This window comes from Enterococcus sp. DIV0774 (assembly GCF_050539095.1).
Classification (GTDB): domain Bacteria; phylum Bacillota; class Bacilli; order Lactobacillales; family Enterococcaceae; genus Enterococcus; species Enterococcus faecalis.
Map to the genome: position 1 here is coordinate 128,740 of NZ_CP172923.1, position 22,258 is coordinate 150,997.

At 40.3% G+C, this 22,258-nt stretch carries 22 protein-coding genes; 19 read left to right on the forward strand and 3 right to left on the reverse strand.

All coding sequences use genetic code 11. The features are described from left to right. The first annotated feature begins 12 nt into the window (after positions 1 to 12). Positions 13 to 600: an SGNH/GDSL hydrolase family protein gene (locus IGL86_RS00575; RefSeq protein WP_002356161.1), complete on the forward strand. Its 588-nt coding sequence runs from the start codon at positions 13 to 15 to the stop codon at positions 598 to 600. Between the two features lie 14 nt (positions 601 to 614). Then, positions 615 to 1,223: a class I SAM-dependent methyltransferase gene (locus tag IGL86_RS00580; protein ID WP_002356162.1), complete on the forward strand. Its 609-nt coding sequence runs from the start codon at positions 615 to 617 to the stop codon at positions 1,221 to 1,223. Between the two features lie 32 nt (positions 1,224 to 1,255). Here IGL86_RS00580 and add read toward each other — a convergent pair whose 3' ends face one another. Next, the gene (gene add, locus IGL86_RS00585) at positions 1,256 to 2,287 is read right to left on the reverse strand and encodes an adenosine deaminase (protein ID WP_002356163.1); all 1,032 of its coding nucleotides are present in this window, start codon (positions 2,285 to 2,287) and stop codon (positions 1,256 to 1,258) included. 141 nt (positions 2,288 to 2,428) lie between these two features. On the opposite strand from add, the gene IGL86_RS00590 reads away from it, so the two are divergent. From IGL86_RS00590 to deoD, 13 genes are all read left to right on the forward strand, one after another. Further along, positions 2,429 to 3,436, forward strand: coding sequence for a substrate-binding domain-containing protein (locus tag IGL86_RS00590; RefSeq protein WP_002356164.1), 1,008 nt, complete (start codon positions 2,429 to 2,431; stop codon positions 3,434 to 3,436). A 140-nt stretch (positions 3,437 to 3,576) separates the two neighbouring features. Then, positions 3,577 to 4,878 carry a pyrimidine-nucleoside phosphorylase gene (locus IGL86_RS00595; RefSeq protein WP_002356165.1) on the forward strand — a complete coding sequence of 434 codons (1,302 nt, stop codon included), beginning with the start codon at positions 3,577 to 3,579 and terminating at the stop codon, positions 4,876 to 4,878. Positions 4,879 to 4,905: 27 nt separating this feature from the next. Then, entirely contained in the window at positions 4,906 to 5,568 is a 663-nt protein-coding gene (gene deoC / locus IGL86_RS00600) for a deoxyribose-phosphate aldolase (RefSeq protein ID WP_002359333.1), read from the forward strand. Next, positions 5,537 to 6,001 carry a cytidine deaminase gene (locus IGL86_RS00605; protein ID WP_002387503.1) on the forward strand — a complete coding sequence of 155 codons (465 nt, stop codon included), beginning with the start codon at positions 5,537 to 5,539 and terminating at the stop codon, positions 5,999 to 6,001. The genes deoC and IGL86_RS00605 overlap by 32 nt, the downstream gene beginning before the upstream one ends. 95 nt (positions 6,002 to 6,096) lie before the next feature. Further along, positions 6,097 to 7,170, forward strand: coding sequence for a BMP family lipoprotein (locus tag IGL86_RS00610; protein WP_002356168.1), 1,074 nt, complete (start codon positions 6,097 to 6,099; stop codon positions 7,168 to 7,170). Between the two features lie 53 nt (positions 7,171 to 7,223). After that, positions 7,224 to 8,309, forward strand: a complete 1,086-nt coding sequence (locus tag IGL86_RS00615) for a BMP family lipoprotein (protein WP_002356169.1) — start codon at positions 7,224 to 7,226, stop codon at positions 8,307 to 8,309. Positions 8,310 to 8,514: 205 nt separating this feature from the next. Beyond that, positions 8,515 to 10,083 carry an ABC transporter ATP-binding protein gene (locus tag IGL86_RS00620; protein WP_002383844.1) on the forward strand — a complete coding sequence of 523 codons (1,569 nt, stop codon included), beginning with the start codon at positions 8,515 to 8,517 and terminating at the stop codon, positions 10,081 to 10,083. Continuing rightward, a complete protein-coding gene (locus tag IGL86_RS00625; protein WP_002356171.1) occupies positions 10,076 to 11,209 on the forward strand; it encodes an ABC transporter permease in 1,134 nt (377 codons plus the stop codon). The genes IGL86_RS00620 and IGL86_RS00625 overlap by 8 nt, the downstream gene beginning before the upstream one ends. Then, positions 11,209 to 12,162 carry an ABC transporter permease gene (locus tag IGL86_RS00630; protein ID WP_002356172.1) on the forward strand — a complete coding sequence of 318 codons (954 nt, stop codon included), beginning with the start codon at positions 11,209 to 11,211 and terminating at the stop codon, positions 12,160 to 12,162. Before IGL86_RS00625 ends, IGL86_RS00630 begins: the two co-directional genes overlap by 1 nt. A gap of 275 nt (positions 12,163 to 12,437) precedes the next feature. Beyond that, positions 12,438 to 13,031 carry a TMEM175 family protein gene (locus IGL86_RS00635; RefSeq protein WP_002367631.1) on the forward strand — a complete coding sequence of 198 codons (594 nt, stop codon included), beginning with the start codon at positions 12,438 to 12,440 and terminating at the stop codon, positions 13,029 to 13,031. A gap of 301 nt (positions 13,032 to 13,332) precedes the next feature. After that, a complete protein-coding gene (gene deoB / locus IGL86_RS00640; RefSeq protein WP_002356179.1) occupies positions 13,333 to 14,499 on the forward strand; it encodes a phosphopentomutase in 1,167 nt (388 codons plus the stop codon). A 16-nt stretch (positions 14,500 to 14,515) separates the two neighbouring features. Further along, positions 14,516 to 15,334, forward strand: a complete 819-nt coding sequence (locus IGL86_RS00645) for a purine-nucleoside phosphorylase (RefSeq protein ID WP_002356180.1) — start codon at positions 14,516 to 14,518, stop codon at positions 15,332 to 15,334. Between the two features lie 18 nt (positions 15,335 to 15,352). Continuing rightward, positions 15,353 to 16,060, forward strand: coding sequence for a purine-nucleoside phosphorylase (deoD, locus tag IGL86_RS00650; protein WP_002359338.1), 708 nt, complete (start codon positions 15,353 to 15,355; stop codon positions 16,058 to 16,060). Between the two features lie 39 nt (positions 16,061 to 16,099). Here deoD and IGL86_RS00655 read toward each other — a convergent pair whose 3' ends face one another. Further along, positions 16,100 to 17,038 (reverse strand): iron-hydroxamate ABC transporter substrate-binding protein, encoded by a 939-nt coding sequence (locus IGL86_RS00655; protein WP_002361532.1) that lies wholly within the window; start codon positions 17,036 to 17,038, stop codon positions 16,100 to 16,102. Between the two features lie 230 nt (positions 17,039 to 17,268). On the opposite strand from IGL86_RS00655, the gene IGL86_RS00660 reads away from it, so the two are divergent. The 4 genes from IGL86_RS00660 to IGL86_RS00675 all read left to right on the forward strand — a co-directional run bounded on the left by IGL86_RS00660 (position 17,269) and on the right by IGL86_RS00675 (position 21,399). Then, a complete protein-coding gene (locus IGL86_RS00660; RefSeq protein ID WP_002356183.1) occupies positions 17,269 to 18,075 on the forward strand; it encodes an ABC transporter ATP-binding protein in 807 nt (268 codons plus the stop codon). Beyond that, a complete protein-coding gene (locus tag IGL86_RS00665) occupies positions 18,072 to 19,082 on the forward strand; it encodes a FecCD family ABC transporter permease (RefSeq protein WP_002373822.1) in 1,011 nt (336 codons plus the stop codon). Before IGL86_RS00660 ends, IGL86_RS00665 begins: the two co-directional genes overlap by 4 nt. Beyond that, positions 19,079 to 20,083, forward strand: coding sequence for a FecCD family ABC transporter permease (locus IGL86_RS00670; protein ID WP_033625618.1), 1,005 nt, complete (start codon positions 19,079 to 19,081; stop codon positions 20,081 to 20,083). The genes IGL86_RS00665 and IGL86_RS00670 overlap by 4 nt, the downstream gene beginning before the upstream one ends. Before the next feature lie 113 nt (positions 20,084 to 20,196). Further along, entirely contained in the window at positions 20,197 to 21,399 is a 1,203-nt protein-coding gene (locus IGL86_RS00675; protein WP_002408242.1) for an iron-containing alcohol dehydrogenase, read from the forward strand. Between the two features lie 56 nt (positions 21,400 to 21,455). Here the strand turns inward: IGL86_RS00675 and gpmA are convergent, their stop codons facing one another. Then, a complete protein-coding gene (gpmA, locus tag IGL86_RS00680) occupies positions 21,456 to 22,142 on the reverse strand; it encodes a 2,3-diphosphoglycerate-dependent phosphoglycerate mutase (RefSeq protein WP_002359343.1) in 687 nt (228 codons plus the stop codon). Positions 22,143 to 22,258: the final 116 nt, after the last annotated feature.

Here is a 22,258-nt window from a genome sequence, read left to right on the forward strand (position 1 = left end):
AGGGGAAAAGCCATGAGAAAAATTGTATTATTTGGTGATAGCATTACTGCTGGTTATTTAGACGAAGCCGTCTCACCTGTTCTTGTTGACTTAGTGAAACGGGATATTGCTGCGATGGGTCTAGAAGAAGTGGCTGTTATTAATGCTGGAATGCCTGGCGATACAACAGAGGATGGTTTAAAACGATTAAATAAAGAAGTACTAATTGAGAAACCTGATGAAGTGGTGATTTTCTTTGGCGCCAATGATGCGTCACTGGATCGAAATATAACAGTAGCCACGTTTAGAGAAAACCTTGAAACAATGATTCACGAAATTGGTTCAGAAAAGGTGATTTTAATTACGCCACCATATGCGGATAGTGGCAGACGTCCAGAACGGCCACAAACGCGTATCAAGGAATTGGTCAAGGTTGCACAAGAAGTCGGAGCGGCACATAACCTACCAGTTATTGATTTGTATAAAGCAATGACTGTTTATCCCGGAACGGATGAATTTTTACAAGCGGATGGTTTGCATTTTTCACAAGTGGGCTATGAATTATTAGGTGCCTTGATTGTTCGAGAAATAAAAGGTAGACTAAAACCAAAACAAGCATAGATAGGAAGAACAAAATGGCGAATCATTATTATACAGAAAATCCAGAATTAGCACATGATTTAGAAAGCTGGTCTTTTCCATTACGTGGTCGGACCTTTCAGTTTACGACCGATAGTGGGGTCTTCTCAAGAGGAACAGTGGATTATGGTTCTCGTGTGTTGATTGATGCCTTTGAATGGGAAAATTTACCAGCAGGCCGTTTGTTAGATGTTGGTTGTGGCTATGGACCAATTGGGTTGTCCTTAGCAGCGGCGACTGGTCGACTGGTGGAAATGGTGGATGTCAACCAACGGGCAGTTGGGCTAGCTCAAATGAACGCCCAACGCAACCAAATTACTACTGTGGATATCCATTCTTCCAATGTGTATGAAACCTTAAACGAAACGACCTACGCGGCGATTGTTAGCAATCCGCCCATTCGTGCAGGCAAAAAAGTTGTCCATGGCATTTTAACAGGGGCTTTTCCGTTGTTGAAAGTTGGTGGCACACTAACGGTAGTTATTCAAAAGAAACAAGGTGCACCTAGTGCAGAAAAGAAAATGGCTGAAGTATTTGGCAATGTTGAAATTGTGACAAAAGACAAAGGCTATTATATTTTACGAAGTGTTAAAGAAGCAGAGTAAAAAAGAACCTCCACTTTAGTGGAGGTTCTTTTTTAGAATAGATATGCTTGATCAATTTTTTGGTTCAACAGTTTTTTTTCGTCTGGCGATAAAAAAGCACCTGCAAGCGCATTTTTAGTGAGTTGCTTCATTTCGTCATAACTTAATTGATACCAAGTGGCCAATTTCATGAATTCTTTCGTTAACGTAGTATCTGAAACAGTGCGATTATCGGTATTGATGCAGACGGCTAAGCCAGCCTCTATAAATTGTTGAAAAGGGTATTCAGCCAATGTTTTGACGGTGCCTGTTTGGAAGTTGCTAGTTGGACACATTTCTAAAAGAACCTTTTTTTCTTTTAAGAGCGCCAAGTATTCGGGTGTATCTTTCAAAGCAATACCGTGGCCAATCCGAGTAGCACCTAAAGTGACAGCATCAGCGACATTTTTGCCACAGCCGCATTCCCCAGCGTGGAGTGTTAATGGAATTGACAATTGGTTGGCTAAAGCTAATACGTCTTCAAATGTGTAGGGAGGAAAATCGACTTCATTGCCAGCTAAATCAAAGCCGACAACGCCTGTCTCTCTGAAATCATGCGCTAAGTGAACGATTTTTTCTATGGCTTGTTGTTGATCATGCCGCATGCCGCATAACAGTGCATTGCTTTTTACACCAAAATCTTCTTCGCCTTGTTTTAAGCCAGTTAAAACAGCAGTCACGATTTCAGGTAACCGTAAGCCTTTTTCTGTATGTTGGGAAGGCGCAAAACGCACCTCTATGTATGCCACGCCATCTTCGGCAGCTTGGCTAATCACGTCATACGCCGCTGCTTGCAAAGCTTCAGCTGTTTGTAGACAGGTGAGCACGAAGTCAAACCGAGTTAAATAATCATTCAAATCGGTGCATTTTTCAGGGGCAACCACTAACTCTTTCAAGGCTTGTTCGTCTTGGGGTAATGGAATGTTTTGTTTTTCAGCAATGGTGCGTAAAGTGGTTGGTCGAATCGACCCATCTAAGTGACAGTGCAGCTCGATTTTTGGTAATTGACGGACACGGGATTCTTCCATGAAAAAAATAGCCTCCATTTTCTTTTGTTTTTTAATCTTTTTAGTCTATTTCTTTTGTCTTTTTTTTGTTAAAATGTAAAAGATTCGATAAGTATTTTGAAGACTGTAACATGTCTACAAATGTCTGTCAATGCAAAAGGAGACGTTGGGAGGGGCGCGATGAAACTAACGATTAAAGAAATTGCTGATATGGCTGGTGTTTCTGTCACAACCGTCTCACAAATTCTGAATAATAAAGGGAGTCGTTTCAGTGAAAAAACCCGTAACAAGGTGTTGGCGGTAGTCGCTGAAAATCATTACAAGCCAGATTACTTTGCTTCGAATGTAATCAACCGTCATTCCAAAACCATTGGTATGATTGTGCCAGATGTGACGGATTTCTTTTTCTCAAAAGTGATTGAAGGTGTGGAAACATATTTAAATTCGTTAGGCTACATGATTTTGTTATGCAATTCAAAGCATGATTCCGAACAAGCGATGCAATATGTTAGCGAGCTGATTCATCGGTCGGTGGATGGCATTATTTTTGCCACGCCGAATGTTTTGCCAGAAAATCATATTTTAAAAGACCGACGAGAACATCCGATTCCTGTCATTCTTGTCGATCGTGGGATTAATCCACGAGATAGCGGACGACTAATCGTTAAAGAGTACGAAGGTGCTTATCAAGCGGTCCATCATTTGATCCAACAAGGTCATCAGCATATTGGCATGTTGCGTGAAAGTGCCGGCTATTATCGTTTAACGGAACGAGTGACGGCGTATCAGCATGCGTTACAGGACAACAATTTACCTTTTCGTCCGCATTATGTTTGTGCTGGGGAATTGAACTTGCATGGCGGCTATGCTGCGGCAAAAGAAGTTTTGAAAAATGAAGAAATCACAGCAATTTTTTGTGGCAATGATGAAATGGCGATGGGAGCTTATCAAGCCATTGAAGAAGCGGGCAAGAAAATTCCTGACGATATTTCGGTGGTTGGTTTTGATGGCTTGGAAATTTCCGAATATTTGGTGCCGAGTTTAACAACCGTCTATCAGCCGAGTTTTGATATTGGCTATTATGCAGCAAAATTTTTGGTGGAAGCTATTGCAGATCCAACAGGGAAAGTTCCAAATAAAGTTTTTGATGCAACGTTTATTGCTAGAAAAAGCACAAAACCGATTTAAAAAACAGCTTAGAAATAGAATGTTCGTGTTGTTTGCGTTTTCACAAGAAAAAAATAATAGTAAACTGGTTTACTAAATGGTTTAAAGCTGAACGATTTTGTTGTATAATACATTATCGGGAAATCGGAGGGAACGAATTCATGAGAATGGTAGACATTATTGAAAAGAAACGTGACGGGCATCAACTAACAAGCGAAGAAATTCAATTTATTATCAACGGATACACAGATGGTTCAATTCCAGATTATCAGGTAAGTGCCTTTTTAATGGCTGTTTTTTACCAAGATATGACAGACGAAGAAATTACACAAATGACGTTAGCAATGGTCCATTCAGGCGAAATTGTGGATCTTTCTTCTATAGAAGGAATCAAAGTCGACAAGCATTCTACAGGTGGCGTAGGCGACACTACGACGCTTATTTTAGCGCCATTAGTTGCTAGTGTCGGGGTCAATGTAGCAAAAATGTCTGGTCGTGGCTTAGGCTACACGGGCGGTACGTTGGATAAATTAGAAGCGATTCCTGGTTTTAAAGTTGAATTGACAGAAGAACGTTTTATTCAATTGGTGAACGATACAAAAGTGGCAGTAATTGGTCAGTCAGGTGATCTAGCACCAGCAGACAAAAAACTTTATGCGTTACGTGATGTGACCGCCACTGTTGACTCAATTCCATTAATTGCAAGTTCCATTATGAGTAAAAAAATTGCCGCAGGGGCAGATGCGATTGTCTTAGACGTGACTACTGGTGAAGGGGCCTTTATGAAAGACCTAGCAAGTGCTCGTCGATTAGCGGAAACAATGGTTCGCATTGGGAAACTGGCAAATCGCCAAACGATGGCAGTGATTTCAGACATGTCACAACCTTTAGGGGAGGCCATCGGAAACAGTTTAGAAATCGTTGAAGCAATCGAGACCTTGCAAGGAAATGGACCAGAAGATTTAGTGGAGATGTGCTATGTCTTAGGAAGTCAGATGGTCGTTTTAGCTAAAAAAGCCGAGACGTTAGACGAAGCAAGGGCTTTATTAGAAGAAGCATTAACAAGCGGTCGAGCACTCGCAAAATTTAAAGAAATGATTGAAAATCAAGGCGGCGACAGTTCCGTTGTTGACCAGCCAGAAAAATTATTAACCGCAACTTATCAATTTGATTTACCTGCCAAAGAAACAGGCGTGGTACAAAAAATCGTTGCCAATGAAATTGGTGTTGCCGCAATGTTGCTGGGCGCTGGTCGTGCTACGAAAGAAGATACGATTGATTTTGCAGTTGGCTTGAAACTTCACAAAAAAGTAGGGAGCCCAGTTGAAAAAGGCGAATCATTACTAACTATTTATGCCAATCGTGAAGACGTGACAGAAGTCGAACAATTGCTTTATAAAAACATTGAAATTGGACCAACCGGCGAAGAGCCTATTTTGATTCACGATATTATTACGGAATAAAACAAAAAGAAAAGAGGAATTCTCATCATGGAATTAAACCGCATGATTGACCACACTATTTTGAAACCAGAAGCGACAGAAGCCGCTGTCCAAAAAATTATTGATGAAGCTAAGGAGTACAACTTCTTCTCTGTATGTATCAATCCTTGTTGGGTCGCTTTTGCTAGCGAGCAATTAGCAGATACCGACGTCGCTGTGTGTACCGTTATTGGCTTTCCTTTGGGGGCAAATACACCAGAAGTTAAAGCATACGAAGCAGCTGATGCGATTAAAAATGGTGCGAATGAAGTGGATATGGTGATTAATATTGGTGCATTAAAATCACAACAATACGATCACGTACGTCAAGACATTCAAGGCGTAGTAGATGCAGCCAAAGGAAAAGCGTTAGTCAAAGTGATTATTGAAACAGCATTATTAACAGACGAAGAAAAAGTTAAAGCTTGTGAATTAGCCAAAGAAGCAGGTGCCGATTTCGTTAAAACATCTACTGGCTTCTCAACAGGCGGCGCTAAAGTAGCAGATATTCGTTTAATGCGTGAGACAGTTGGTCCTGACATGGGCGTTAAGGCTTCTGGTGGCGTGCATAATGCAGAAGAAGCGCTAGCAATGATTGAAGCGGGGGCAACACGTATCGGTGCAAGTACGGGTGTAGCAATTGTTTCTGGCGCAACTGGCGAAGGGTATTAATTCGTATTTCAAATTAAACGAAGGTGTGGCGAAAAAGATGACAGTAAAACAAGAATGGCTTGATTGTGCCGTAGAAGCATTGGCACACGCCTATGTACCGTATTCTAACTTTCCTGTGGGCGCTTGCTTAGTGACTGCAGACGGGAAAATGTATCAAGGAGTCAACATTGAAAATGCCTCCTTTGGTTTAACAAATTGTGCAGAAAGAACGGCGATTTTTAAAGCCATTTCAGAAGATGAACGGACCTTCCAACATTTAGTTGTAGCAGGTAATACAGAGGCACCCATTTCTCCATGTGGCGCTTGTCGTCAAGTAATGGCTGAATTCTTTGATCCACAAATGCCAGTCACGCTAGTTGGTAAAGATGGCGCGACTAAAACAATGACAGTTGAGGCATTATTGCCCTATTCATTTACAGATAAAGATTTTTAAAAAAAGGACATAAGGTTTCGTTGGGCTCAAAGTAGATTTCAATAGCATAAATGCGAATGAAATAATAGATAAAATAGTAGGGGGCTTTTCGGAAAGTGAAACAAGCAAAATTTTTAGGTCTAGGATTGGCGGCAGTTGCCTTAACCATTGGGTTAGCTGCATGTGGTGGCAATAGCAAAAAGAACGCCAACACAAAAGGTGATCCACAACATAGTGTCGTAATGGTCACAGATACAGCCGGCATTGATGACAAATCTTTTAACCAATCTGCGTGGGAAGGAATGCAAGAGTGGGGCAAAGAGCACAAACTTCCAGAAGGACCTCAAGGGTATGCGTATATTCAATCAAATGAAGCATCTGATTATACATCAAACATTGACCAAGCCATTTCAAGTCAATTTAAAACGATTTTTGGCATTGGCTATTTACTAAAAAATGCAGTAGTAGATGCAGCGGACGCCAACCCAGAAACGAATTTCGTTCTAATCGACGATACAGTTAATGGGAAAAACAACGTCGCTTCTGCAACATTTAGAGATAATGAATCTGCGTATTTAGCAGGTGTGGCAGCAGCTAACACTACGAAAACCAACAAAGTAGGATTTATCGGCGGGGTTGAAGGACCTGTTATTGGCCGTTTCCAAGCTGGTTTTGAAAAAGGTGTAGCAGACGCTGGCAAAAAATTAGGCAAAGATATTCAAATTACGTCTACTTATGCAGGGACATTTGCAGACGCTTCAAAAGGACGGGCCTTAGCTTCTTCTATGTATCAAGCAGGTGCCGACATTATTTATCACGCAGCGGCGACTACAGGACAAGGAATCTTCCAAGAAGCCAAAGCGCTAAATGAAACAGGTTCAAAAGATAAAGTTTGGGTGATTGGTGTTGACCGTGACCAAAACGAAGACGGTAAATATACAACCAAAGATGGCAAGGATGATAACTTAACGTTAGCTTCAACCATTAAAGGTGTAAATATTGCTGTGAAAAAAATCTCTGATCTTGCATTAGAAGATAAATTCCCTGGCGGCGAACATTTAACTTATGGATTGAAAGATGGCGGTGTTGATTTAACAACAGAAGCCCTAAGCGATCAAGCCAAAACGGCAGTTAAAGAAGCCAAAGAACAAATCATCTCTGGTGACGTAAAAGTCCCAGACCAACCTTAGAAACAACTTAGTTGTTTAAATACATTAAACTATTTTTAGGAGGCTTTACAGAAATGAAAAAAGCAAAATTATTCGGTTTTAGTTTGATTGCATTAGGTTTATCAGTTTCACTTGCAGCATGTGGTGGTGGCAAAGGGAAAACCGCTGAAAGCGGCGGTGGCAAAGGGGATGCAGCGCATAGTGCTGTAATCATTACAGATACAGGCGGCGTGGATGACAAGTCGTTCAACCAATCTTCTTGGGAAGGATTGCAAGCTTGGGGTAAAGAACATGATTTACCAGAAGGTTCAAAAGGGTATGCATATATTCAATCGAATGATGCAGCTGACTATACAACAAATATTGACCAAGCGGTATCAAGTAAATTCAACACAATCTTTGGTATTGGCTACTTGCTAAAAGATGCAATTTCTTCTGCAGCAGATGCCAACCCTGATACAAACTTTGTTTTAATCGATGATCAAATCGATGGCAAAAAGAATGTCGTTTCTGCAACATTTAGAGATAATGAAGCAGCTTACTTAGCCGGTGTTGCTGCTGCAAACGAAACAAAAACGAACAAAGTCGGTTTTGTTGGTGGTGAAGAAGGGGTCGTAATTGACCGTTTCCAAGCTGGTTTTGAAAAAGGTGTGGCTGATGCTGCGAAAGAATTAGGTAAAGAAATTACTGTTGATACAAAATATGCGGCTTCATTTGCTGATCCTGCCAAAGGGAAAGCTTTAGCTGCTGCAATGTACCAAAACGGCGTTGATATCATCTTCCATGCTTCTGGTGCGACTGGACAAGGAGTCTTCCAAGAAGCAAAAGACTTGAATGAATCAGGTTCTGGCGACAAAGTTTGGGTAATCGGCGTTGACCGCGATCAAGATGCTGATGGCAAGTACAAAACAAAAGACGGCAAAGAAGACAACTTCACGTTAACTTCAACGCTTAAAGGTGTCGGCACAGCGGTTCAAGATATTGCCAACCGTGCGTTAGAAGACAAATTCCCTGGTGGCGAACATTTAGTTTATGGATTAAAAGATGGTGGCGTTGACTTAACAGACGGCTATTTAAACGACAAAACAAAAGAAGCTGTTAAAACAGCAAAAGATAAAGTAATCTCAGGTGACGTAAAAGTCCCAGAAAAACCAGAATAATTTAAGCTCCTAAATGAAAAAAGAAGGGCTCATTATTGTTCCTTCTAAAAATAAAGTGGTCCTTGGCAGCGACGGCTGCCAAGGAAACCCTTTATGATGTTTGGATTTTTAACTAAATAGTTGAGGTTCTTCAACTACTTAGTTAAGGGTCAAAATTACCCTCTAAAGTATTGCCAATATAATTTTGTTAGGAAGTGAATAGACCTTGTCTCAAGAAGAAAACGTAATTGAGATGCGTAAAATCACCAAAGAATTTGGGACGTTCAAAGCCAACGACCAAATTGATTTACAAGTAAAACCTGGTGAAATCCACGCACTGCTAGGTGAAAATGGTGCAGGCAAGTCGACCTTGATGAATATCTTATCAGGGCTATTGGAACCGACCTCAGGTGAGATTTATATGAATGGCGAAAAAGTCAACATTACAAGTCCTACTGCAGCCAATCGTTTAGGAATCGGAATGGTCCATCAGCATTTTATGTTAGTTGAAGCCTTTACTGTGACTGAAAATATTATCTTAGGTAGTGAACCTACCCATGGCGGTATTTTAGACCGGAAAAAAGCGAAAAAAGAGATTGAAGAAGTGTCTAAGCAATACGGGTTGGATGTAAATCCCAATGCCTATATTCGCGACATTTCTGTGGGTATGCAACAACGGGTTGAAATTTTAAAGACCTTATATCGCGGGGCGAACGTTTTAATTTTTGACGAACCAACCGCAGTATTAACGCCACAAGAAATTGATGAATTAATGATTATTTTGAAAGAACTAACCGATGAAGGCAAATCGATCATTTTAATTACACATAAGTTAGATGAAATTAAAAAAGTGGCGGACCGTTGTACGGTCATTCGCCGGGGGCAAAGTATTGGCACCGTCAATGTGAAAGACGTTTCTTCGCAACAGTTAGCCGATATGATGGTGGGCCGTTCTGTTTCTTTCAAAACAGAGAAAAAACCAGCGCAACCGAAAGAAACAATTTTATCAATTAAAGATTTAGTAGTGAAAGAAAGCCGCGGCTTAGATGCGGTGAAAAATCTTAGCTTAGATGTCCGAGCAGGGGAAGTTGTTGGAATTGCGGGGATTGATGGCAATGGACAAACAGAATTAATCCAAGCCTTAGCAGGATTAACGAAAGTCGAAAAAGGCTCCATTCATTTGAATGAAAAAGAGATTACTAATCGCAAACCTAGGGAAATTACGGAAATGGGTGTCGCCCACGTTCCTGAAGACCGACATAAATATGGTTTGGTATTAGAGATGACATTGGCTGAAAATATTGGCCTACAAACGTATTACCAAAAACCATACAGTTCAACAGGTATTTTAAACTATCGAATGATTAACAAACATGCCCGTGAATTAATTGAAGAATATGATGTACGGACTCCTAATGAATTAGTACCAGCTCGGGCGCTTTCAGGTGGGAATCAGCAAAAAGCGATTATTGCCCGAGAAGTTGACCGCGATCCAGATTTGTTGATTGTTTCTCAACCAACACGCGGTTTAGATGTCGGAGCTATTGAATACATTCATCGTCGACTAATTGAACAAAGAGATAAAAATAAAGCTGTTTTATTAGTAAGTTTTGAATTAGACGAAATTTTAAACGTTTCTGATCGTATCGCTGTTATTCATGCGGGGGAAATCGTCGGAATTGTTGATCCGAAAGAAACGACAGAAAATGAATTGGGCTTGTTAATGGCTGGCTACTCATTGGAAGAAGCCCGTGCTGAGTTATCAAAAGTAGAGGCAGGTGAAACTGTTGAATAATCGTTCTGAAAAAATAAGAAATATTTTAGTCCCTGTGTTATCTGTTATTATGGGTTTCCTCTTAGGGGCAATTATTATGGTTATCTTTGGCTATGACCCAGTGGCTGGGTATCAAGCGATGTTTGAAACAGCTTTCCAAGGAAAGAAAAGTATTGGTGAGATTTTTGTCACCGCAGCACCGTTGATTTTTACCGCTTTAGGATTCTCGGTGGCAAATTCGGCTGGATTCTTTAATATCGGGCTTTCTGGACAAGCCTTATGTGGTTGGGTGGCTAGTATTTGGGTCGCTTTATCCATGCCTGATGCCCCCCGGATGATTGCGTTGCCGGTGGCGATTATTGTTGGGGCAGTTGCAGGAGCTTTAGCAGCAGCCATTCCAGGTTTCTTGCGTGCCTATTTTGGGACGAGTGAAGTTATTGTTACGATTATGTTGAATTATATTTTATTATACACAGGAAATCATATTGCTAATAATGTCATGAAACCAAGTATTATGGCGAATAAAGGGATTACCAAAATGATTGGTGCGAATGCATCATTACGCTCACCGTTTTTAACAAGTATCAGTGATGGCTCTCGTTTGAACATCGGCATTTTCTTGGCCTTCATTTTCCTTATTCTTGTGTGGTTCTTGATGAAAAAAACAACGCTTGGTTTTGAAATTCGGTCGGTGGGGTTAAACCCATTTGCTTCTGAATATGCTGGAATGAGCAGCAAGCGAACGATTATTTTATCCATGATGATTTCAGGAACGCTGGCTGGTTTAGGTGGTGCGGTCCAAGGATTGGGGACTTTCCAAAACTTCTTTATTCAAAACACATCGTTGAGCATTGGGTTCGATGGTATGGCCGTGTCTCTATTAGGAGCAGGTAGCTCAATCGGGATTTTACTTTCCGCATTACTGTTTGGAATGTTAAAACTTGGTGGACAAGGAATGCCGTTGATAGCTGGTGTACCAACCGAATTAGTTGATGTTGTTATTGCAGCAATTATTTTCTTTGTGGGAATTAGTTATTTAATTCGTTTCTTGTTAGCGAAAGCGTCTGGTAGTAAAAAAGAAGTAGCGATTGTAGAAACAATTGAAGCGGCGCCAGACAAAAACAATCAAGAGGGGGGAGACATCTAATGGATTTAGCAACAATTTCCTCAATCATCACGCAAACATTAGTGTATGCAACTCCGCTCATCTTGACAGCATTAGGCGGAACGTTCTCAGAACGAAGTGGTGTGGTTAACGTTGGTTTGGAAGGTATTATGGTAATGGGCGCTTTCAGTTCGGTCGTTTTTAACTTGACGTTTGCTGATACATTTGGCGCGGCGACACCATGGATTGCTTGTTTAGTAGGAGGCGTTGTCGGGATTGTCTTTTCTCTCTTACATGCCGTTGCAACTATTAACTTACGAGCAGATCATATTATCAGTGGTACTGTCATTAACTTGATGGCACCGGCGCTAGGGGTTTTCCTAGTAAAAGTTATTTATCAAAAAGGACAAACAGATATGATTACACAATCATTTGGTTATTTTTCTTTCCCAGGATTGTCAAAAATTCCAGTGATTGGTGAACTATTCTTTGCAAAAACCTCTTTGCCAGCTTTCGTAGCAATTTTGATTGCGATTTTAGCTTGGTTTGTCATTTATAAAACACGTTTTGGCTTACGGTTACGTTCTGTGGGAGAACATCCACAAGCGGCAGATACATTGGGAATTAATGTCTACTTAATGCGTTATTCTGGCGTCTTGCTATCCGGCTTCTTAGGTGGTATGGGCGGAGCTGTCTTTGCTCAAAGTATTGCGGGTCGTTTTGGGATTACCACAATTGCAGGACAAGGGTTTATTTCAATGGCCGCAATGATCTTTGGTAAATGGAATCCACTTGGGGCAATGGGCGCAGCCTTATTCTTTGGTTTTGCACAAAACTTAAGTATTGCTGGGGAAAACTTACCAATTATTTCAGAAATTCCAAAAGTTTATCTACAAGCAGCACCATACGTATTGACCATTTTAGTCCTAGTTGTGTTCTTCGGAAAATCATCGGGACCAAAAGCGAACGGGAAAAATTACGTCAAAACGAAATAAGAAAAGAAATAGGCCCTCCGTCAAAGCGACGGGGGGCCATTTCTTTTCTTAGGATAATCAGTTGAACACAAGCGACATTAGGTACTGCTTCACTGCAAAAAAGCGAGTTGATAAAGGTAACTTTTCTTTTTTCTTTTGGCTGTTTTTTACAATTCGAAGGAAGTGTCGAAATTTTGAAAAAAACCAACAAGTCTAGCAGCTTTTTTTTCAAAAATCGTTGGTTTTTCTGCTATACTTTTGTTTGTAGTAAGAATAGGAAAAGTGGAGGACGTTCAATGAATAAAACACGTGTAGAAGCATTTAGTGATGCAGTCATTGCCATCATCATGACCATCATGATTTTAGAAATTAAGACTCCTCAAGTGGGTGTTTTGGCAGGTTTGATAGAAAATATCCCATATTTTTTATCGTTTATTGTCAGTTTTATTTTTATCTGTATCGCTTGGTACAATCATCATTACATAATGTCCGTAACTCATTGGTTTTCTAAAAAAGCGTTTTGGGCAAATAATTTTTGGTTATTCTCCATGGCCTTCATTCCGGTAGCAACTGCTTGGGTGAGTGAATTTTGGTGGATGCGGGCACCTGTTTATTTTTATCTTGTTGTGTATACGGTTTGGGATTTTGCCTACTTCTTGCTAACAAGGATCATTTATGAAGACAATGTAGTGAAAGATCCACAAGGTGCAGCTAAGTTAAGAAAATCGAAATCTTATAGTAAGGCAACAAAAATCATTCATCTTTGTCTTTTCGCAATCGGATATATCGGTATTTATTTTTATCCGCCCATTGGCATTGGTGTGATTTTATCAGAAGCGGTTATCTGGTATTTAAATGTGCCAAAAGAGGGAGACCGCTTGGAGTGTTAAAAGTTTCGATTGTATAAAGAGTCGTGTTCTTTTTAAAGAGCAGGCTATTCGAAAAAAACAATAAAAAAGTTTCCTAATTACGGTGGGAGACTTTTTTTCTTTCAATTTTTAAGCCCTGCTAAAATCGAAGGAATCAGTGAAAATTTTAATGCTCTTTCAGGCAATAATAGCGGATTCATGGTATAATTGAAGAGCTGAGAATAAATAGATTATTCTGTTTGATTCTCGAGACTATTTAAAAGGCTAGCGTAAAATAATTGTCATTCTTGACGTATTTACGACCTTAGAGGAGGAAGCAAGTGTGTTTAAACGTGTTCATTTAATCGTACTAGATTCAGTCGGTATTGGTGAAGCACCAGATGCTGAAAAATTTGGAGATGTCGGCAGTGATACACTGGGTCATATTGCCAAAGAAGCGGGACTAACCATTCCTCATTTAGAAAAACTTGGATTGGGAACTATTGCTCCTTTAACAGGTGTCAAAGCAGTGGCAGACCACGATGGCTATGCCACCAAATTAGAAGAAATTTCTGTTGGAAAAGATACTATGACCGGTCACTGGGAAATTATGGGCTTGAACATCAAAAAACCTTTTCGAGTATTCCCAAACGGCTTTCCTGAAGAATTACTGAAACAAATTGAAGATTTTTCTGGGCGAAAAGTTGTTTGTAACAAACCATATAGCGGGACAGCAGTCATTGATGATTACGGCGAACATCAAATGAAAACAGGGGATTTAATCGTTTATACTTCAGCGGACCCTGTTTTACAAATTGCGGCGCATGAAGACATTATTCCATTAGAAGAATTGTATAAAATTTGTCAATATGTTCGTGACATTACGAAAGACGAACCTTATATGATTGGTCGGATTATCGCTCGCCCGTATGTTGGTGAACCAGGTAATTTCACTCGAACCAGTAACCGTCATGACTATGCTTTAGATCCTTTTGGCCATACTGTTTTAGATTCGTTGAAAGAAAACGGCAATGATGTGATCGCTGTTGGGAAAATTAACGACATCTTTAATGGACAAGGAATTACTGAAGCTATCCGCACGAAGAGCAATATGGATGGGGTGGATCAATTATTAACGGTCATGAACAAAGATTTCACAGGTTTAAGTTTTACTAACTTAGTGGATTTCGATGCGCTGTATGGCCACCGTCGTGATGTAAAGGGCTATGCAAAAGCCATCGAAGATTTTGATGGTCGTTTGCCAGAGATTATGGCAGCTATGGCCGAAGATGATTTGCTTTTAATTACAGCAGATCACGGGAATGACCCAACTTTCCCAGGAACAGACCACACACGTGAATATGTACCTTTATTGGCTTATAGTAAAAAAATGACAAAACAAGGCAGCTTGCCACAAGGATTTTATTCAGATATTTCAGCAACGATTGCTGAAAACTTTGAAGTTCCTGCAACGGAAAACGGTCAAAGCTTTTTAAATCAATTACAATAATTCGAGGAGGCAACACATGACAACGTTAACGAACCATTTAAACGAAACAACTGAGTTTTTGAAAGAAAAAGGGGTGCAACAAGCAGACTTCGGTCTAATCTTAGGTTCTGGGTTAGGTGAATTAGCTAATGAAATAACCGATGCGATTGCTATTCCTTTCTCTGAAATTCCCCATTTTTCTGTTTCAACAGTCGTTGGACATGCTGGACAATTAGTTTACGGAACGCTTTCTGGAAAAAAAGTTTTGGCGATGCAAGGACGTTTTCATTATTATGAAGGACATTCGATGCAAACGGTCACTTATCCCGTTCGTGTGATGGCTGCTTTAGGCATTCATTCAATGATTGTAACCAACGCAGCTGGTGGCGTAAATGAAACATATACACCGGGGAATTTGATGTTAATCAATGACCACATTAATTTTACAGGCGATAATCCGTTAATTGGTGAAAATGATGAAGAAATCGGGCCGCGTTTTCCAGATATGAGTCATGCTTACACGCAAGAATATCGGGAAGTGGCAAAAAAAGTGGCTGCGGAACAAAATATTGATTTAAAAGAAGGCGTGTATATGGGCTTTTCTGGCCCGACATATGAAACGCCTGCAGAAATTCGGATGTCACGGACGATGGGTGCGGATGCAGTTGGCATGTCAACTGTTTCGGAGGTCATTGTAGCTGTGCATAGTGGCATGAAAGTACTAGGCATCTCTTGTATTACGAATTTAGCAGCTGGTATGCAAAGTAGTTTAAATCATGCAGAAGTAGTTGAAACAACTGAACGCGTTAAAGGACAATTCAAAGAGTTAGTGAAAGCAACACTAGCAGCTTTATAAAAAAAGGAGTAAACCAGAATGAGTGTGCATATCGAAGCAAAACCAGGTGAAATTGCCGATAAAATTTTACTACCAGGGGATCCCCTCCGAGCAAAATATATTGCGGAAACTTTTTTAGAGAATCCTGTCTGCTATAATCAAGTTCGTGGGATGTTAGGTTACACAGGAACGTATAAGGGACAGCGTGTTTCGGTCCAAGGAACAGGGATGGGGATGCCTTCAGCAGGTATTTATGCCCATGAGTTAATTAACTCTTACGATGTGAAGAAGTTAATTCGTGTTGGTACGTGTGGTTCTATTTCAGAAAAAGTCAATGTTCGTGAATTAGTTATCGCACAAGCAGCAGCGACACCTTCTTCCGCGATTCGCAATGATTTTCCTAAATATGATTTTCCACAAATTGCGAGCTTTGATCTTTTACTCAAATCTTACGAAATTGCTAAAGCAAAAGGCTTTACTACCCATGTTGGTAACGTATTGTCAGATGATGTTTTTTACAAAGATAGCTTAGATGATGTCTTTCGTTTAGGTCGATACGGGGTATTAGCGATTGAAATGGAAGCGGCAATGTTATATTATTTAGCAGCAAAATTTGATGTAGAAGCATTGGCGATTATGACGGTGAGTGATAGCTTGGTGACAGGCGAAGAAACAACGGCAGAAGAACGCCAAACGACGTTTAATGAAATGATTGAAGTTGGCTTAGAAACGGCAATTGCTAATTAAAAAAATGCTTGGATGAAAACAATCATCCAAGCATTTTTTTTAATTTAAGAGCGCTTTTTTTACATCTTCAACAATTTGAGTATTCGCAATAGGTCCGTTGTATAACCAACTACTTTTTTTATCATAGGTATGAACTTGGTTATTTTTCACAGCAGGTAAGTTCTTCCAAATTGCTTCTTGGAAAAGAGGTGCTGATTCATCGCTGTTTACAAGGAAAATGTGGTCTGCGTCAAGCTCAGCTAATTTTTCTAAAGAAACTTGATTCCAATCCGCAGTAGCGTTTTTAGAAATTTCTTCCACTAATTTTGGAACTTGGAGGCCTAAGTCCTGATAGAGCACGGTTCCGCTTGAGCGATTATCGCTAACCATAAAGACTTGGTTGTTGGTTACCCATAAGACTGCCGCAGATTTGCCAGCATCTTTTTTGCCAAGGTCTTCTTGGACGCCTTTGGTTAAGGTATCATAATCTTCTAACACTTTTTTCGCTTGTTCTTTTTTATCTAAAACAGTGGCAATATCTTCCAATTGATCACGCCAGGTGACATTTTCGCCGTTTTTGACTACATAAGTTGGCGCAATTTTACTGTATTCTTTGTATTTACCGCCTTCAACTAGAGCAGATGAACTGATTAATAATAAGTCAGGTTCAAATTTTAGAACCGCTTCATATGGCAAGTCATAGGAAATAGTGGGGACATCTTTCAATTCTTTCGCTAAATAATCTTGAATACTGCCTTGTCCAACTGTCCATTGTGCCACTGGTTTTTCTCCTAATGCAACTAGATAATCTTCTAAATAACTCGCAATAATCCGTTTGGGTTTCGCGGGGACGGTTACTTTATTGCCTAAGGTATCTGTTACTTCATGTGTTTTGTCAGCGTTGTTGGCTTCTTTATTCGTATTACCACAAGCTGCGAGTAAGAATGAACCAAGAAGAAGGGTTGTACCAATTAGGACCGTCTTTTTTAAAAGTTTCATTGTGTAACTCCTTTATTTTTAGTTGATAACGATTCTCATTATCAGTTAAAAACGACCGTTTGTCAATCATCGCTTGCTTTTTTGAGCAAATAAGTTGCATTTTTTAGATAATTCGTTTTTTTGATTGGAAGAAACATTGCTTTTTAAGGAAGGGTCTTTTATAATCAAGGAACAATGAGTGAGAACGATTCTCAATAAATGTAAAATAACGACAGAAAAATTAAAGAGGAATGGTTATGAATTATTTAGAGGCAGAGGACTTAACTACAGGATATGGTCGTCAAGTGATTAGTGAAGCGCTGAACTGTTCATTTGAAGCGGGAACTATTACAAGTATTATTGGACCAAATGGTTGTGGCAAATCGACCTTGTTAAAAACACTTGCGCGTATTTTGCCAGCTGAGAAAGGCAAGGTGTTCATTAAGAACCAAGAACTTCAACATTTTTCTTCAAAAGAAGTGGCGCAAGAACTAGCGATCTTATCACAAACGCCAGAAAATACAATCGATTTATCTGTTTTTGACCTCGTCTCTTTTGGGCGGTATCCATATCAATCGGGCTGGAAAAGTGTCACCACAGAAGATCAAGAGTACATACAATGGGCATTAGAATTAACAGGCTTAACTGAGTTAGCTAGAGAGTCTGTGGCAATTTTATCAGGTGGACAACGTCAACGGGTTTGGATTGCTATGGCGCTAGTGCAGGATACAGATATTTTAATTTTAGATGAACCGACCACCTATTTGGATCCAGCGCATCAGCTAGAAATTTTAAATGTGTTAAAACGAATTAATCAAGAACATCAAAAAACTATCGTGATGACGATTCATGATATTAATTTAGCTTCTCGTTTTTCTGATCGCGTGATTGCGATGAAAGAGGGAAAGATTATCAATGAAGGAACACCGCAAGAAGTGATTACTGTTACTGGCTTAGCAGATGTTTTCGCTATTCAAGCAGAAATTAGTTACCATAGTCAGACACAGCGGCCACTAGTGCTTTCTTATGAGTTGATGGAAATGGAGCTGGATGGATGAAAGGCATAAGCGGATTTTATAGACACCAATGGCAAGTGTTACTTGTCTGTCTTTTTTTGCTACTGGGGACAATGCTTCTGTCGCTGATGTTTGGTGCGACGTCGGTTTCGATTCAAACGATTATTGAATCATTTACGCACTTCGATGCGACCAATCAAGCGCATCAAGTCATCCAAACGGTTCGGTTGCCGCGGATTTTAGGGGCCGCTTTTGTGGGGGCAAGTTTAGCGGTGAGTGGGGCGTTAGCGCAAGGGATTACGCAAAACCCATTGGCAGATTCTGGCTTGCTGGGTATCAATGCTGGGGCTGGCTTGGGCTTAGCGCTTGTTTTTGCTTTCCTCCCTCAGGCAAGTTATTGGTGGCTTTTAGTTGTTTCTTTTCTTGGTGCTGGCGTGAGTGTGGCACTGATTTATTATCTTTCTAATCATTCAATTCGAGGAGCAAGCCCCATGCGTCTGACCTTGGTGGGAGCTGGTATTAGTGCCCTTTTTTTATCATTTAGTCAATTCTTAGCCATTCAGTTCAATTTGAGTCAAGAGTTAACGTTTTGGTTTCTTGGCGGTGTCAGCGTTATTTCTTGGGCACAATTAAAAATAGTCGTTCCTATCTTTCTGGGCGCATTTGCATTAGCAGTTCTGATTAGTCCGTCGGTGACTATTTTACGGTTTGGCGATGATGCAACAATTGGTTTGGGGCGAAATCCGCAGCGTATTCGGTTGTTTGCCAGTATAACGATTTTGCTTTTATCAGGATTGTCTGTGGCGCTGGTTGGCTCGGTCAGTTTTGTTGGTTTGGTGGTGCCTCATGTGATGCGAACAGTTTCTGGAGAAAATTACCGTCGCTTGATTCCGTTCTCAGCGTTAGGCGGTGCACTCCTTGTTTTGGTGGCAGATTTAATCGCTCGAATGGTGAATCCGCCTTTTGAAACACCATTTGGGATTATCACGGCCTTAATTGGCATCCCATTCTTTCTTTATTTATTTCGTAAAGGAGGGCAACTAGGATGACACAGAAAAAAGTGTCCCGTTGGGTGGCTATCTTAATAGTTGGGATTATCCTAACTGCTTGTATCAGTTTAACGCAAGGGGAATTATCTGTTTCCGTCATGGATTTAAAAGCCCTTCTTTTGGGACAGGGAAGTCAGGCCAAACAACTGTTAGTTTGGGATTTTCGGTTACCACGGATTGTGCTTGCGGTCCTAGCGGGCGCAGCTTTAGGCTTAAGCGGCGCTATTCTTCAAGGGATTACTCGGAATCCGTTAGCAGATACTGGGATTTTAGGCATTAATGCGGGTGCGGGTTTGGCAGTGATTTTGTTTATTAGTTTTATTGAGACGACAAGTATCACGACGTTTGCACTTCCGCTCGTGGCCTTAGTTGGCGGCTTGCTAGCGGCTGTTGGGATTTTGGTAATCGCGTATCATCATCGTTTAGGATTGACGCCAGTTCGAATGGTCTTAGCGGGTGTCATTTTGAGTACGGGTATTTCAGCACTCACCTTATTAATTACATCAAAAATTGACACTGAAAAGTACCGTTTTGTTACAATGTGGCAAGCAGGCAGTATCTGGGGCAGTAATTGGTTCTTTGTGGGCGCTTTGTTGCCTTGGCTAGTCATCGGGTTCTTTTTTGCGATGAAGCGTCATCGTCTGTTGGATATTTTACAATTGGGGGACGAAACAGCTATTTCTGTAGGTATTGCTGTGAAAAAAGAACGAATCGTTTCGTTGCTGTTAGCGGTGATGCTGGCGGCATCAGCGATTTCCGTTACAGGGGGAATTAATTTTTTAGGTTTACTTGCGCCACATATTGCTCGCAAATGTGGTTTTACGCAACAAAAACAGGTATTGCCATTGGCGGCGTTGTTTGGGAGTTTGCTTTTATTGGTTAGTGATACGATTGGTCGGCTATTGCCTGGCAATGGAGAAATGCCTGCAGGGATTATTGTTGCGATCATCGGTGCACCTTATTTTCTTTATTTGTTAATCAAAACAAGCGATTCGTTATAAAAAAGAATCAAAAGCTGGGTCAAGCGATCGTTGTGAAAGCAACTGTCATTTGCTCGGCTTTTTGATTGGCGGATTTTTGAAAAAATAGTATGATAAATGCGTAAGAGCATTGAATGGAGGATGAAAGAATGGAAAACTTTAATTTTTATGTACCAACAGACATCCGTTTTGGGAAAGATCGTTTAGACGAATTACCTGCTGTGTTAGATCAATTTGGCAAAAATGTCTTACTTGTTTATGGTGGCGGTAGTATCAAACGTAATGGCTTGTACCAACAAATTACTGATTTGGCCCAAAAAAACGGGCATACATTGATTGAGTTGAGCGGTGTCGAACCAAACCCGCGCATTGAAACCGTTAGAAAAGGAATTGAGTTGTGTAAAGAAAACCAAGTCGATGTTATTTTAGCAGTTGGCGGTGGTTCAACCATTGACTGTTCCAAAGCAATAGCTGCGGGCTTTTATTCGGAAGAAGATATCTGGACAGTCATTGCAGCCAGAAAAGGGTATACAGGTCCTGCTTTACCAATCGTGACCATCTTGACTTTAGCAGCGACAGGTAGTGAAATGAACGCAGGTGCTGTCATTTCTAACTTAGAAACCAATCAAAAATTAGGCTTTGGTGGTCCGAATATGATTCCAAAAGTTTCGTTCTTGGATCCAACGAATACTTTTACGGTTCCTCAAAATCAAACAGCAGCTGGCTCAGCGGATATTTTCAGTCATTTGATTGAAAACTATTTTAGTATTTCGACAGGCACGGACGTCCAAGATTTTGTGTCAGAAGGCTTAATGCGAACGGTTATCAAAAATTGTCCTATTGCTTTAGAAAATCCAGAAGATTATGATGCACGTGCTAATTTAATGTGGGCAAGTAGTTTAGCCTTAAATGGTTTAACAGGGCGCGGCAAACAAGGTGTTTGGTCTTGTCACCCAATGGAACATGAATTAAGTGCGTTTTATGACATTACGCATGGGATTGGCTTAGCAATTTTAACGCCTCGTTGGATGAATTACGTTTTGTCTGAACAAACCGTAGGCAAGTTTGCGCAATTTGCTCGAAATGTTTGGGGAATAGTCGAACAAGAAGAGGAAGTAGCAGCGAAAAAAGGTATTCAAGCATTATATGATTACTTTGTGGCTTGTGGCATTCCAATGACATTACCAGAAGTTGGCATCGAAGCAGATAAATTTGAAGAAATGGCACAACAAGCTGTGGCCCATAGTGCAATTGCCGAAAAGGCTTATGTACCATTGGATGCAGCGGATATAGTAGCGATTTATAAAGATTGTTTAACCGAAAGTCAATTTATTTAATCCATAAAAAAGCGGTTTGCCAAGGCAAACCGCTTTTGTTAATAAGAAACAAGTTCTTATAAGTAGTATTTTTCTTTCACAGTTAAATCATCGTTTAATTCATAAACTAATGGTTTACCTGTTGGGATTTCAAGATCCATAATATCTTCATCAGAAATGCCTTCGATGTGTTTAGCTAAAGCACGTAATGAATTACCATGAGCCGCTACTAAGACAGTTTTGTTGTCTTTTAAAGCTGGCGCAATTTCATCTTGCCAGAATGGTAATGCACGTTCCAAAGTAACTTTCAAGTTTTCGCCACCAGGAATATCGCGTTGGTCTAACATTGCATAACGACGGTCGTTTGCTGCAGAACCTTCATCTGTTGCTTCCATTAATGGAGGAAGAGTATCGTAAGAACGACGCCAGATGTGGACTTGTTCGTCTCCGTATTTTTCAGCAGTTTCTTTTTTGTTTAGTCCTTGTAATTTACCATAGTGACGTTCGTTTAAGCGCCAAGATTTGATTTGAGGTACCCATAATTGATCTGAGTATTCTAGTAAATAGTTACAAGTTTTGATGGCACGAGTTAAAACAGAAGTATAAGCAACGTCGAATTCGATGCCTGCTTCTTTAATTTTACGGCCGCCTTCTTTTGCTTCTTCAACACCTTCAGGTGCTAAATCTACGTCAGCCCATCCAGTAAATTGGTTTAAGGCATTCCATTCGCTAAGTCCATGACGAGAAAAAACTAATTTTGGCATGTATAAGCTCTCCTTTGAGTTTAGTTTTCTGAAAATAAGATTTCCACGTTTATTGTACACCGTTTTGCGCAAGATTTCCAATGGAAAATAGTAAAAAAACGTGAAAGTTGCTGAAA